This is a genomic window from Herbaspirillum sp. ST 5-3, assembly GCF_004804275.1.
Lineage (GTDB): Bacteria > Pseudomonadota > Gammaproteobacteria > Burkholderiales > Burkholderiaceae_D > Noviherbaspirillum.
Genome location: NZ_STGI01000017.1, coordinates 25903 through 39434, shown reverse-complemented (window position 1 = coordinate 39434; position 13532 = coordinate 25903). Strand labels below are relative to the sequence as shown.

The following is a 13532-nucleotide window of genomic DNA, read 5'->3' as shown; positions in this document are numbered from 1 at the left end:
TATGATTGAGCGGTCCATTCATAGGAGACCACCGTGACCGACGCATTCGTTTACGACGCCATCCGCACGCCGCGCGGAAAAGGAAAAAAAGACGGCAGCTTGCATTCCGTCAAGCCGGTAAGCCTGCTATCCGGCCTGATGCACGATATGCAGCGTACCCATCAACTCGATACCGCGCTGGTCGATGATGTCGTACTCGGTTGCGTCACCCCGGTGGCCGACCAGGGCGCATGCATCGCCAAGACCGCCGCATTGGCCGCCGGCTGGGACTGGAAAGCGGCGGGTGTGCAGTTGAACCGCTTTTGCGCATCCGGGTTGGAGGCGGTCAACCTGGCAGCGCAGAAGGTGCGCTCCGGATGGGAAGAGCTGGTTGTGGCCGGCGGCGTCGAATCGATGTCACGTGTCGCGATGGGCTCCGACGGCGGCGCATGGGCAGCCGATCCGGAGACGAGTTTCGCGACCGACTTCCTGCCGCAAGGCATAGGCGCGGATCTGATCGCCACGCTGGAAGGATTCTCGCGCGAAGACGTCGACGCCTTCGCATTGCGCTCGCAGCAAAAGGCAGCGGCGGCACGCGCGGCCGGCCGTTTCAAATCGGTACGTGCAGTGCGCGATCAGAACGGCATTGTGGTGCTGGCCGAGGATGAATTCATCAAACCGCAGACCACGATGGATACGCTTGCCTCGCTCAAGTCCTCCTTCGAAGCGCCGGGCAAGATGGGCTTCGACAGTGTCGCGATTCGCAAGTATCCGCAGGTGGAACGCATCCGGCATGTGCATACCGCCGGCAATTCGTCCGGCATCGTGGATGGCGCGGCCCTCGCCTTGATCGGCAATGCATCCATCGGCAAGCGGCTCGGACTGCAGCCGCGTGCGCGCATCGTTGCCGCCGCAGTCACCGGCACCGATCCCACCATCATGCTGACCGGCCCGGCGCCTGCTACGCGCAAGGCGCTGGAGAAAGCCGGCCTGGACATCGACGATATCGACCTGTTCGAAGTCAACGAAGCCTTCGCTGCGGTCGTGATGCGTTTCATGAAAGACCTCAAGGTTCCGGAAGAGAAGATCAATGTGAATGGCGGCGCCATCGCGCTTGGCCATCCGCTGGGCGCGACGGGATGCATGTTGCTCGGCAATCTGATCGATGAACTGGAGGCCCGCAAGCTGCGCCGCGGGTTGATCACATTGTGCGTGGGCGGCGGCATGGGCATTGCCACCATTGTCGAGCGCGTATAAAGGAGATAGCACATGAGCATCCAATGGGCAAATGCGGACGGCATCGTTACCCTGACCATCGACATGCCGGGGCAGCCGGTCAATACGATGAACGCGGCATTTCAGCAAGCGCTCGCCGACACGGTGGCGCGCCTGGAAAAGGAACGCGACGCGATCAAGGGCGTGATCATCACTTCCGGCAAGGACACCTTTTTCGCGGGCGGCGATCTCAGGGAACTGATCGCCATTCCTGCGGATCGCGCCGATGAATGCTTCCGCATGGTTGAAGGCAACAAGGCCGTGTTGCGCCGGCTGGAAAAGCTGGGCCGGCCGGTTGTCGCGGCATTGAACGGAAGTGCGCTCGGCGGCGGCCTGGAACTTGCGCTGGCCTGCCATCACCGCATCAGTCTCGACCAGTCGCGCATCCAGTTCGGATTCCCTGAAGTGACGCTTGGCTTGCTGCCCGGCGCGGGCGGCGTCATACGCACGGTCCGTTTGCTCGGCTTGCAGGAAGCGATGCCTTATCTCGTCGAGGGCAAGCGCGTTTCACCGCAGGAAGCGCTGGCCAAAGGATTTGTGTACGCACTGGCGAAAGACACGGCCGAGCTGATGGCGCAGGCGCGTGCCTGGATACTCGCCAATCCCGATGCCAGGCAGCCATGGGACAGCGACACGTACAAGATGCCGGGCGGTTCGCCCAACACCCCAAAGCTGATGCCGATGCAAATGGTCGCGCCCGCCATGTTGCGCGAGAAGACGCGCGGCAACTACCCGGCGCCCGAAGCGATTCTCTGCGCCATGGTCGAAGGTGCGCAAGTGGATTTCGACAATGCGCTGGTGATCGAAGGCCGCTACTTCACGAAGCTTGCGACCGGACAGGTGGCGAAGAACATGATCGGCACCTTCTTCTTCCAGATGCAGGAAATCAGCGCAGGCAAGAGCCGTCCGCGCGAGATTCCGAAATGGAAGGCGAGCAAGGTCGGCATCCTCGGCGCCGGCATGATGGGCGCCGGCATCGCGTGGGCGAACGCCACCAAGGGCGTGTCCTGCGTGCTGAAAGACGTGAGTGCCGAGCAGGCGGAGAAAGGCAAGTCCTACAGCGCGCAGCTGCTGGAGAAACGCGTACGCCAGGGCCGCACATCACAGGAAAAGGCGGCCGAGACGCTGGGCCGGATCCAGCCGACCGCCAGCGCAGCCGACCTCGCGGGATGCGACCTGATCATCGAAGCGGTTTTCGAGAAACGCGAACTGAAGGCTGAAGTGACGCGGGAAGCCGAACAATTCATGGCGCCCGGCGGCATCATGGCGTCGAACACATCCACCCTGCCGATCACCGGACTGGCGAACGCCTTCTCCGACGCCTCGCGCTTCATCGGCCTGCATTTCTTCTCGCCGGTCGACAAGATGCAACTGGTGGAGATCATCCGTGGCGCGAAGACTTCGGACGAAACCCTGGCGCGAGCCTACGACTACGTGCAGCAGATCGGCAAGCTGCCCATCGTCGTCAACGATTCGCGCGGCTTCTTCACGAGCCGGGTATTTGCTACCTTCGTCAACGAAGGCATCGCCATGCTGGGCGAAGGCTTGCCGGCGGCGCTGATCGAGAACGCGGCCTTGTCGGTCGGCATGCCGGTCGGCCCGCTCGCGGTGCAGGACGAAGTGTCGCTGACGCTGTCACTGCATGTGACCAATCAGATGCGCGCCGATTACGCTGCCGAGGGCAAACCCTTTGTCGCGCATCCCTCGACGGTCATCGTGGAAAGGATGGTGAACGAGTTCAAGCGCTGCGGCAAGGCGGCGGGCGCCGGTTTCTACGAGTATCCGAAAGATCCGTCGGTGAACGGCGGAAAAAAATATCTGTGGCCGCAACTGGGACAACTCTTCGGCAAGAAGGATGTCACGATTCCGTATGAGGATGTGCGTGACCGGCTGCTGTACATCCAGAGCATCGAGACTCTCCGCTGCCTGGAGGAGAAGGTGCTGGAATCGACGCGCGATGCGAACATCGGTTCGATCTTCGGCATCGGCTTCCCGGGCTGGACCGGCGGCGCGATCCAGTTTGTCAATCACGTCGGCGTGAAGAAGTTCGCCGAGCGTGCCGAGCAATTGCGCGGGCTTTACGGCGAACGTTTCGCTCCGCCTTCACTGCTGCAGTCGCACGCACGGGACAACGCGCCGTTCTGAACAGCGTTGCGCCGGGGGATACGACCCGGCGCAACGCACTTGAGCGGATTACAGGATACGATCGAGCGCCTTCGCGATGGCGTCCACGCTGCGGTCGATGTTGTGCAGCTTGTCCAGGCCGAACAGGCCGAGACGGAAGGTCTTGAAGTCCGCCGGCTCATCGCATTGCAGGGGAACGCCCGCCGCGATCTGCAAGCCGGCCTCGGCGAATTTCTTGCCCGTCTTGATGTCGTCATCGTCGGTGTAGCTGACCACCACGCCCGGCGCCTGGAATCCTTCGGCGGCAACGCTCTTGATCCCTTTGCCGGCAAACAGCGCACGCACCCTGTCGCCCAATTCCTGCTGCTCGGCGCGGATCTTGTCGAAGCCGTAGGCGTCCATTTCCTTCATTACATTGCGCAGCGTCGCCAGGCCGTCGGTCGGCATCGTCGCATGATAGGCAAAGCCGCCGTTCTCGTAGGCCTCCATCATCTGCATCCATTTGCGCAGATCGCAGGCGAAGCTGGTGCTGGTGGTCGACTCGATCCGCTCGCGTGCGAGCTCGCTCATCATCACCAGCGCACAGCAGGGAGAGGCGCTCCAGCCTTTTTGCGGAGCGCTGACCAGCACGTCGATGCCGTTGGCCTGCATGTCAACCCAGATCGCGCCCGAGGCGATGCAATCCAGCACGAACATGCCGCCCACGGAATGCACAGCGTCGGCGACGGCGCGCAGATAGGCATCGGGCAGGATCATGCCGGACGCGGTTTCCACGTGCGGCGCGAAAACGAGATCGGGCTTGTGCTCGCGGATCGCGGCGACCACTTCCTCGATCGGCGCCGGCGCGAAGGCCGCTTGCCGCCCCGCCTCCACCGGACGCGCCTTGAGGACGATGGACGATGCGGGAATGCTGCCCATGTCGAAAATCTGCGTCCAGCGGAAACTGAACCAGCCGTTGCGGATGACGAGGCATTTCTTGTTCGTCGCGAACTGCCGGGCGACGGCTTCCATGCCGAAGGTGCCGCTGCCGGGAACGACGACGGCGGACTTCGCGTTGTAGACTTTTTTCAAGGTCGCGGAGATATCGCGCATGACGCCTTGAAAGAGTTGAGACATGTGGTTTATCGCGCGGTCGGTATAAACGACCGAGTATTCGAGAAGTCCATCGCGATCAACATTGGGTAGTAAACCGGGCACGCTCACCTCCTGAAAAGAATGGGAAAAAATCGGCCGGTTCGCCTTGTGGGCGAACTGCCACGATTCATTCTACCGGAACGCGCTTGTAACTTGCTGTGGCTTGCGCGAAGGAAAATGCGGAGCGAGCAAGCGCATGATCTGCGTCAATTGCGACGCAAACCCGCGCTCCCGTCATGGGCTTTACCGCAGGAGGAAACGGTCAGCTCAACGCCGTGACGAAAATACAATGCCGCCGACAATCAGACCGAAGGCGATCATATGGTAAAGATGCGGCATTTCGCCCAGGAATGCCGACGACATCACGGCCGCGAACAAGGGCGTGAGATTGCTGAAGAAGCCGGCGATGCCTGGCCCTGCGCGCTGCACGCCGGTACCCCAGCAACGATATGCAATCACCGCCGGGCCGACCGCGACGAACAGCAGCGCTGCAGCGAGCGGCCAGCTCCACAGTATCCGCGCGTCGCTGACCACCCATTCGCCCGCGACAAATGCGCCGGACCACATCAGACCGTAGATCACCTGCGCAAGCAGGAAGGCCGCCCAGTTGGCGCGAATCTCCTTCGGGTCTTTCGGCAGCGTCAGCAACCAACTGTAGAAGGACCAGGAGATGGTGGCCAGCATCATGAAGATATCGCCGGCGACCAGGCGCATCGCCAGCAACTGATGCCAATCGCCACGGCTGAGTACCAGCAGCACGCCGGCAATCGAGAGGATCGCACCGACGATTTGCTTGCCCGTCACCCTGGCGTGAAAGAACAGTGCTCCGACCAGAAGCATCCACACCGGCATGCTGGCCGCCACCAGCGTGACATTGATCGGCGTGGAGCTTTGCAGCGCCAGATACTGCAGCGAGTTGTAGAGCCCGACGCCCAGCAGCCCCAGCAGGCCGAAGCGGCGCCATGATGTCCACAAACCGCTGCCGCGACGGAAAATGAAGCTGGCGAACGGCAGCAGAATGACCAGCGCGATCGCCCAGCGCAGGAAGTTCAGCGTCATGGGCGGCACCCAGGTGTGCACGATGCGGCCGACGACCGCATTGCCCGCCCAAAGCAGCGGCGGAATCGTGAGCAAGATGGCGGTGGAAGGCGTCATTCTGGAATGCATAAGCGGCGATGGCCAAGTAGGTGCTGCGAACGGCGCCGGAGAATGGCGTCAAGGGAAGCATCATATCCAAAATCGGGAATGCCTGCGTTTCCGGGCCAGGCGGGAGTGACGGGGAGAATCGGCGACGACACCACATCGGACTGACAGACAAACGCCGTATAGGACGCAAAACCGACGTGGACGATAATGCCGCTCTCGCTCTCAACCGCACAACAACAATATGAATGCCATTCCCTCTTCCGCCACCGAAGCGCATCCGATCATCGGCAGCCGCGTTGAACTGCAGCTGTTCACCACCTTGCGCTGCAACCTCAAGTGCAGCTACTGTTCCGAAAGCAGCGTGGTGAACTCTCAGGGCAAGGTCAATTATTCGCTCGACGCGCTGGACAAGTTCATCCGCACGCATCTCGATGAACACGAAAAGGTCGTGACGTTCTATGGCGGCGAGCCGACTCTGAACGTCGCATTCATCGACGAGGTGATGCAGCGCTACCCGAATTTCCGCTATCAATTGCAAACCAACGGCACGCTGCTGCACCGCCTGCCCGAAGCCATTCTCGCGAAACTGTCCAATGTGCTGGTCTCGGTCGATGGCGGCGAGCAGATCACCGACGGCTATCGCGGAAAAGGTGTGTACCGTCGCGTGCTCAATCGTGTGGAAGGCATACGCGGCCGGCTCGGCGGCACGCTCACTGCGCGCGTGACCTGGAGCAGTGAAGAGACCAGCTTTGAAGAACTGGACGCACTGCGCCACAGCTTCGACTACATCTATTGGCAATTCGTGCAGAGCGACAGCGCGTATTCGGCAGAGGCGATGGACAAGAAGCGCCGCGTGCTGAGCCACCTGGTCGATCGTTTCTTCGCAAGCCACGACACGGTTTATCCGTTCATCCCCATCATGGGCGTGGTGCGCAACAAGGTACTGCCGTCGCGGGCGCGCGAGTTGTATTCGGGACACAGCCAGTGCCGTGCATCGACACACATTCTGAACGTGTTGCCAGATGGTTCGATCTTTCCGTGCCCGGACATGACCGACGATCCAGCCATGCAACACGGCAGCGTGACCGACAACTGGCTCAAGAGAAGCCCGCTGCAACCACATCCGGACATGCCGTGCAATGACTGCAGCGCGTATGCATTCTGCCGCGGCAACTGCATGAAGAATCTGCATGTCGCCTATGTGAAGGGCGACGACGCATATCGCCGCAAGGTGGTAGAGCCAGTTTGCGAGCTGGTGAAATTTCTGGGCGAAGAAGTCGACCGGCACGATCCGCACGCCTGGTATGCAAAGGCGCCGCTGGCGGTGCGCAACGTTATCGCCAATTGTGAAGTCTACGAATACGTGGAAGTGATGCCCTGATCCCTGCGTGGGAGGCGGCTATTTTCCTTTCGTCTTCGGCGCCGTGCGCAGGATGAAGGACACCGCCTGCTCCGCCAGTTCTTCGATGGAGATGCCGGCACCGGCCCGGTACCACTGCACGGTCCAGTTCAGCGCGCCGAACACCAGCAGCCGGTCGAGTCTGGTCGGCATGGCCCAGTCGCCGGAGCGATGCAGTGCGTCGATCACCTTGTCCCAGATGGCTTCATAGCGGTTGGTCAGTACTGCGATTCTTGCGCGCGCCGTTTTGTCCAGCGAGCGGCTTTCGTAGAGGATCACTGGAATGAAATCGTTGTTGGGGGCGAGGAGCGTGTTCAGGTGCGTGAGGACGAGAGCGTGGAAGGCTTCGCGCGGCGGCAGCGATTGCGCGACGATCTCCTCGATGGCCTCCAGCGAACGCGTCATGCCCTGTTCCATGACCGCCAGCAGAATGTCGTGCTTGGTCTTGAAGTGGTAAAACCAGCTGCCCGCCTGGATGCCGACTGCGGCCGCGATATCGCGCACCGTGGTCTTATCATAGCCTTTTTCGCGGAACAGTCGCGCCGATTTCGCGATGAGTTCATTGCGGCGGCTGTCTTCGTCGGCCCTGGGCGCCTCCACTCGCCGGGCTTTCGCCGGCAGAGTCTTTTCCTTTGCGGTTTTCCTGGGCGATGCTTTGACGGGTGCGGCTGACTTCTTCGTGCTTCTCATTTTTTCTTCTCGCGGCAGTTGGCGTGTTTCAAGACATGCCTATTGTAATGATCAATGCCCGCGGAATACATAGCCGTCTGTTGCCCGCCTCCCTGCATCAAGCGCGGAACGGAGGCAGCCCCATCATCGCCCGCGCCTCCTCGACATCGGCAATCTCGCGGCCGGCCTTGCGCGCGCACTGGGCGATGGCGTCGACCAGTTGTGCGTTGCAGTTCGCCTTGGCGCCATCCGGCAGATAAAACGTGTCCTCCAGGCCGGTGCGCAGGTGGCCGCCCAGCTCGGCGACGCATTGATGCAGCGGCCAGATGTTGGCGCGTCCGATGGCGGTGACTTGCCAGTCACTGCCGGCAGGCAGCAGGCCGATCAGGATCGGCAACAGCGCGGGGTCGGCGGGCATGCCCGATTCCACGCCCATCACGAAATTGGTGTGCACCGGTCCCTTGTACAGGCCGGTCTTGATGTACATGTCGACACAGCGCACGATGCCGACGTCGAAACACTCAAACTCCGGCAGAGCTCCGACTTCGCGCATGGCAAGCAGGAAGGACTCGATCTTCTTCACCGGATTGTCGAACAGCATCGGTGGCCAGGCCCAGCTTCCGGCCGACGTCGCCTTGAGGTAATTGAGCGATCCCGCGTTGCAGGCGGCAATCTCCGGACGAATCGCCTGCATGCAGGCAACCGGTCCGCTGATGTCGGGGCCGACGACGCCGGTGGACTGGTTGAAGATCACGCCGGGACAGGCCTCGCGGATTGCCTGCGCAACGTCGCGGGCGACTTCCGGTTCCCAGCTCGGAAGCCGCCCCATGCCCGGCTGCTGGTTGCGGAAATGGACATGCATGACGGTGGCGCCGGCATCGAAAGCCGCCCTCGCTTCGCGCGCCAATTGCTCCGGCGTCACCGGAACCGGATGCTGCTCGGGGTCGGTCAGGACGCCGGTCAGTGCACAGGTAATGATGGCTTTCTGGTTCATGCGTGATCCTTGTTATCCGAAATTCAATCGCTTGCTTGAATATAGCCTAAACCGGCGCTTCTTTCCAATCCTTGTTGTTACTCAAGCTTCGAGGAAAGTGCCGTTCATCACCAGCGGCCCGCATGTTGCGATGCAAGGGATTGAGAAATGTCAGTCGTCACCGTTTGTCCTGAAAAAACCGGAAAAACCCGTTTGATTCAAGCAAGCGATTGATTTATGATGGCCGCAGGACGCGGGACTTGTGCACCCGCCCTGTTGCGGGACGGCATGCATTCGACCATCTCGCATCCGGCAGTATCCGCTTCAAACCGACAGCTTGAATGGGGGCTCCATGAACGAGGATTTACTGGTGGAAGTGCGCGACCGTGTAATGCGGCTCACCATCAATCGCGTCGAGCGGCGCAATGCCATCAACGCCAATGTCCTCGGCGGCCTGCGCCGCGCGATCGAGGACGCGAACGCCTCGCGCGATGTCCGCGCAATCGTACTGACGGGCGCCGGCGATCGCGCATTCTGCTCGGGCGCCGACCTGCAGGAACCATCCTTCAAATTCGACTATTCCGAGCCGTACCAGTGGCTGGCAGACCTTCTGCGCCAGGCACGGCGTTCCACGATTCCGCTGATCGCACGCGTCAACGGCGCCTGCCTCGCCGGCGGCATGGGACTGCTGTCGATGTGCGACATGGCGGTGGCCGGGCGCAACGCCATTTTCGGATTGCCGGAGGTGAAGGTCGGGGTGTTTCCGGCGCAGGTGCTGTCGGTCCTTCAGCATCTGGTGCCGCGTCGCGTGCTCACCGAAATGTGCATCACCGGCGAGCCGATCGACGCCGAGCAGGCATTGTCCTTCGGGCTGGTGAATCACCTCGCCGACGACGATCTCGACGCGAAGCTCGACTGGCTGCTGGCGCGTCTGCTCGACAAATCCCCTTCCGCCATTCGGCGCGGCCTGTACACGATCAAGCAGATCGAGGCCATGCCGTTCGAAGCCTCGATGGCGTTCACCGAAAGCCAGATCGGACTGTTCACGCTGACTGACGATTTCCGGGAAGGACTGAGCGCGTTCCTTGAAAAACGGCCGCCGAACTGGAGCGGGCGATAAAACCAAACAAGGGAGAAATCATGTATCAAGGCCTGCCCTTATCCGTGGCACACGAAACGCAAGAACATCGCGCATGGCGCGAGACCGTGCGGCGCTTTGTCGACAAGGAATTGCTGCCGAACATCGATGCCTGGGACGAGGCGGAGGAATTTCCGCGTGCGCTGTACGGGCGCATCGCGGAACTCGGGCTGCTCGGCATGGGATTTCCGGAAGAATACGGCGGCACGCCGGGCGATCTGTTTCACCTCATGATCGCTGTCGAGGAACTTGCACGGACCGCGAGCGGCGGCTTGCTCGCTTCCCTTTTCAGCCACACGATCGGTGCGCCGCCCATCGTCATCGGCGGCTCGCCCGAACTGAAGGCGCGCGTGCTGCCGCAGATCCTGTCGGGCAAGAAGATCAGCGCGCTTGCCGTGACGGAACCGGGCGGCGGATCGGACGTGGCGAATCTTGCGCTGCGCGCGGAGCGCGATGGCGATCACTATGTACTCAACGGCAGCAAGACTTTCATTACCTCGGGCATGCGAGCGGATTACATCACCGTCGCGGCGCGCACCGGCGGACCCGGCGCAAGCGGCGTGTCGGCCTTGCTGGTGGAAGGCGACATGGTGGGCCTGGCGGGCCTGACACGCACGCCGCTCAAGAAGATGGGCTGGTGGTGCTCCGATACGGCGCAGCTGCATTTCGACAATTGCCGCGTGCCGGTCATGAACCTGCTGGGCCAGGAAAACGGCGGGTTCTTCCTGTTCATGTCCAATTTCAATCGCGAACGCCTGAGCCTTGCATGGCAGGCGTACGCCTTTTCCCGCGTGTGTCTCGACGAAGCGGCGGAATGGGCATCGACACGCACCACCTTCGGCAAGCGCCTGGTCGGACATCAGGTGGTCCGGCACAAGCTGGTGGCAATGGCGACGCGCATCGAAGCCACACGCGCGCTGATCGAAGACATGACCCTGCGCATCGAACGCGGCGAATCGCCGGTTGCGCAGATCTGCATGCTGAAGAACTTCGCCGCGCAAACCATGCAGTTCTGCGCCGACAGCGCGGTGCAGATCCTGGGCGGGATGGGGTTCATGCGCGGCACAAAATCGGAGCGCATCTACCGCGAAGTGAAAGTGAACATGATCGGCGGCGGCGCGGAGGAAGTTCTTGCGGAACTCGCGGCGCGCCAGCTTGGATGGGCCTGAGGTCCGCGCACAGAATTAAAGGAGACGTATCGTGTATCGCTCTGTTTTTCGACCCGGCCTCTTCAAGGGCCGTGTCGTGATTGTCACCGGCGGCGGCAGCGGCATCGGCCGTTGCACTGCCCATGAACTCGCCGCGCTTGGTGCAATCGTTGCCCTGGTCGGCCGCACGCCGGAAAAGCTGGCTACCGTCGCGACCGAAATCGCGGACAGCGGTGGCAGCGCCTTCGCGTATCCATGCAATATCCGCGACGAGGAAGCGGTCGCTGAACTGATCGGCAATATCCTTGCCGCCCATGGACGCATCGATGCGCTGGTCAACAACGCCGGCGGCCAGTTCCCCGCGCTGTTGAAAGACATTTCGCGCAAGGGCTGGGAAGCGGTGGTGCAGACCAATCTCACCGGCGGCTTCCTGACGGCGCGCGAATGCCTGAACCAGGCGATGCAGCACAGCGGCGGCGCCATCGTCAATATCGTGGCCGACATGTGGGGCGGCATGCCCGGCATGGGACACTCCGGCGCGGCACGTGCCGGGATGGTGAACTTCACCGAAACCGCTGCGCTGGAGTGGGCAAGATACGGCGTGCGCGTCAATGCCGTGGCCCCCGGCTATGTCGCCTCCTCCGGACTGGATGCGTACCCGCCCGAGGTCAGAGGACTCATTCTGCAGGCGGGCAAGCACGTGCCCTTGCAGCGCATGGCGACCGAGTCGGAAATTTCCGCCGCCATCGTGTTCCTGCTGTCGGACGCCGCCTCCTTCATCAATGGCGCGGTGTTGCGCGTCGATGGCGGGCGGCCCGGCGTGCGGCCGGGATTCCCGCTGGACGTGGATCGCACGGTGGAGCCTTTCAATGGCTTTCACCTGGCCAGCCTTCCCAAGGTGCTGCAAGATCGGGAGAAGGAATAATGCCGACCATCGAATCGCGACTCGTTCCGCAAAGCGAGACCTTCCAGAAAAACCGCACCGCGCTTCTCGCGCAGATCGACGAATTGCGCGCGCTGGAAAAGCGTACGCGTGACAAGTCGGCCGACTCGCGCGAACGCTTTGAAAAGAAAGGCAAGCTGCTGCCGCGCGAGCGGCTCGGGCGCTTGCTCGATCCCGGCGCGCCCTTCCTGGAATTGTCGACACTGGCCGGTTTCTGCCTCGACAAGCCCGATCCCGCCAAGTCGATCCCCGGCGGCGGCGCGGTAGCGGGCATCGGCTTCGTCAGCGGCGTGCGCGCGATGGTCGTGGTGGACGATGCCGGCATTGATGCCGGCGCCGTACAGCCGATGGGTGTCGAAAAATTCCAGCGCGCGCAAATGATCGCACTTGACCAGAAGCTGCCCTTCATTCATCTGGTGGAAAGCGCCGGCGCCAACCTGCTCAACTACCGGGTCGAGACCTTCATTCTCGGCGGCAGCGGCTTCTACTGGCTGGCACGTCTGTCCGCCGCCGGCCTGCCGGTACTCACCGTGGTGCACGGCCCCAGCACCGCCGGCGGCGCTTACATGCCGGGCTTGTCGGATTACGTGGTGATGGTGCGGCAGCAGGCCAGGGCATTTCTGGCGGGACCGCCGCTGCTGATGGCGGCCACCGGCGAGGTGGCGACGGAAGAGGAACTTGGCGGCGCCGAAATGCATGCGACGACATCGGGACTGGCCGAATACCTGGCGGAAGATGATGCCGACGCGCTGCGTATCGCACGCGAACTGATGGCCGCACTGGACTGGAATCACGATCTGCCGCCGCGCAACGTCGACTACGCTTCGCCGCGCTACGATGCCGAGGAACTGCTTGGCATCGCCTCGACTGATCACAAGAAACCGCTCGACATGCGCGAAGTGATCGCGCGACTGGTGGATGGCTCGGATTTCCTCGAGTTCAAGTCGGATCATGGCCCGGCAACCCTGACCGGACATGCGGCGATTTGCGGCATCCACGTCGGCATCATCACCAACAACGGTCCGCTCGACCCCGCTGGTGCGAACAAGGCGACCCATTTCATCCAGGCCTGCTGCCAGTCCGGTACGCCGCTGGTGTATTTGCAGAACACGACGGGCTTCATCGTCGGCAAGGCATCCGAACAGGCGGGCATGATCAAGCATGGTTCGAAGATGATCCAGGCCATGTCCAATGCCACGGTGCCGCGCCTCACCGTGCATTGCGGCGCATCCTTCGGCGCCGGCAATTACGGCATGTCGGGGCGCGGCTTCTTTCCGGATTTCTGCTTCACCTGGCCCAATGCGCGCACTGCCGTGATGGGGCCGGAGCAGGCAGCGACGACCATGGCCATCGTGATGGAAGGCAGCATGCGCCGCAAAGGCCTGGAAGTGGACAGGAATTCGATCGATGCGATGCGCGCGATGGTGATCGATACCTTCGAGAAGCAGACCAGCGCTTCGCATATTTCGGCACGCCTGCTCGACGACGGCGTGATCGACCCGCGCGACACGCGCAAGGTGCTTGCCTTCACCTTGTCCGTCTGCGAGGAAAGCCGCCGCCGCGCTTTGCGGCCGGTGCAGTTCGGCGTGGCGCGCCCATAACCA

At 62.2% G+C, this 13532-nt stretch carries 11 protein-coding genes; 7 read left to right on the top strand and 4 right to left on the bottom strand.

All coding sequences use genetic code 11. From position 1 onward, the window contains the following. Window positions 1–33 precede the first annotated feature (33 nt). Window positions 34–1236 (top strand): acetyl-CoA C-acetyltransferase, encoded by a 1203-nt coding sequence (locus E6W33_RS23925; RefSeq protein WP_136419894.1) that lies wholly within the window; start codon window positions 34–36, stop codon window positions 1234–1236. A gap of 12 nt (window positions 1237–1248) precedes the next feature. Next, window positions 1249–3399: a 3-hydroxyacyl-CoA dehydrogenase NAD-binding domain-containing protein gene (locus tag E6W33_RS23920; protein WP_136419893.1), complete on the top strand. Its 2151-nt coding sequence runs from the start codon at window positions 1249–1251 to the stop codon at window positions 3397–3399. Window positions 3400–3447: 48 nt separating this feature from the next. Here E6W33_RS23920 and E6W33_RS23915 read toward each other — a convergent pair whose 3' ends face one another. Both E6W33_RS23915 and E6W33_RS23910 read right to left on the bottom strand, forming a co-directional pair. Beyond that, window positions 3448–4575, bottom strand: coding sequence for an aminotransferase class V-fold PLP-dependent enzyme (locus tag E6W33_RS23915; RefSeq protein ID WP_136419892.1), 1128 nt, complete (start codon window positions 4573–4575; stop codon window positions 3448–3450). A 204-nt stretch (window positions 4576–4779) separates the two neighbouring features. After that, window positions 4780–5679, bottom strand: a complete 900-nt coding sequence (locus tag E6W33_RS23910) for a DMT family transporter (protein WP_136419891.1) — start codon at window positions 5677–5679, stop codon at window positions 4780–4782. A gap of 220 nt (window positions 5680–5899) precedes the next feature. Between E6W33_RS23910 and E6W33_RS23905 the strand changes: the two genes are divergently transcribed. Next, window positions 5900–7039 (top strand): radical SAM protein, encoded by a 1140-nt coding sequence (locus E6W33_RS23905; RefSeq protein ID WP_136419890.1) that lies wholly within the window; start codon window positions 5900–5902, stop codon window positions 7037–7039. An 18-nt stretch (window positions 7040–7057) separates the two neighbouring features. Here the strand turns inward: E6W33_RS23905 and E6W33_RS23900 are convergent, their stop codons facing one another. Then, window positions 7058–7747: a TetR/AcrR family transcriptional regulator gene (locus tag E6W33_RS23900; protein ID WP_136419889.1), complete on the bottom strand. Its 690-nt coding sequence runs from the start codon at window positions 7745–7747 to the stop codon at window positions 7058–7060. A gap of 97 nt (window positions 7748–7844) precedes the next feature. Next, window positions 7845–8720: a 3-keto-5-aminohexanoate cleavage protein gene (locus E6W33_RS23895; protein WP_136419888.1), complete on the bottom strand. Its 876-nt coding sequence runs from the start codon at window positions 8718–8720 to the stop codon at window positions 7845–7847. Between the two features lie 331 nt (window positions 8721–9051). Here E6W33_RS23895 and E6W33_RS23890 point away from each other — a divergent pair, with 331 nt between their 5' ends. Genes E6W33_RS23890 through E6W33_RS23875 form a run of 4 tightly spaced genes read left to right on the top strand, consistent with a single transcriptional unit; the run spans window position 9052 to window position 13529 of the window. After that, window positions 9052–9819 (top strand): enoyl-CoA hydratase/isomerase family protein, encoded by a 768-nt coding sequence (locus E6W33_RS23890; protein WP_136419887.1) that lies wholly within the window; start codon window positions 9052–9054, stop codon window positions 9817–9819. A 20-nt stretch (window positions 9820–9839) separates the two neighbouring features. Then, window positions 9840–11006, top strand: coding sequence for an acyl-CoA dehydrogenase family protein (locus E6W33_RS23885; RefSeq protein WP_136419886.1), 1167 nt, complete (start codon window positions 9840–9842; stop codon window positions 11004–11006). Between the two features lie 31 nt (window positions 11007–11037). Further along, complete coding sequence (locus tag E6W33_RS23880; protein WP_136419885.1) at window positions 11038–11910, top strand: SDR family oxidoreductase; 873 nt, start codon at window positions 11038–11040, stop codon at window positions 11908–11910. Next, window positions 11910–13529 carry a carboxyl transferase domain-containing protein gene (locus E6W33_RS23875; protein WP_136419884.1) on the top strand — a complete coding sequence of 540 codons (1620 nt, stop codon included), beginning with the start codon at window positions 11910–11912 and terminating at the stop codon, window positions 13527–13529. Before E6W33_RS23880 ends, E6W33_RS23875 begins: the two co-directional genes overlap by 1 nt. The last annotated feature ends 3 nt before the right edge of the window (window positions 13530–13532 follow it).

Bases quoted from the DNA above. Each gene is read 5' to 3' on its own strand.
- E6W33_RS23920 (WP_136419893.1), top strand. From the start codon at position 1,249: ATGAGCATCCAATGGGCAAATGCGGACGGCATCGTTACCCTGACCATC.
- E6W33_RS23910 (WP_136419891.1), bottom strand. From the start codon at position 5,679: ATGCATTCCAGAATGACGCCTTCCACCGCCATCTTGCTCACGATTCCG.
- E6W33_RS23905 (WP_136419890.1), top strand. From the start codon at position 5,900: ATGAATGCCATTCCCTCTTCCGCCACCGAAGCGCATCCGATCATCGGC.
- E6W33_RS23900 (WP_136419889.1), bottom strand. From the start codon at position 7,747: ATGAGAAGCACGAAGAAGTCAGCCGCACCCGTCAAAGCATCGCCCAGG.
- E6W33_RS23895 (WP_136419888.1), bottom strand. From the start codon at position 8,720: ATGAACCAGAAAGCCATCATTACCTGTGCACTGACCGGCGTCCTGACC.
- E6W33_RS23890 (WP_136419887.1), top strand. From the start codon at position 9,052: ATGAACGAGGATTTACTGGTGGAAGTGCGCGACCGTGTAATGCGGCTC.
- E6W33_RS23885 (WP_136419886.1), top strand. From the start codon at position 9,840: ATGTATCAAGGCCTGCCCTTATCCGTGGCACACGAAACGCAAGAACAT.
- E6W33_RS23875 (WP_136419884.1), top strand. From the start codon at position 11,910: ATGCCGACCATCGAATCGCGACTCGTTCCGCAAAGCGAGACCTTCCAG.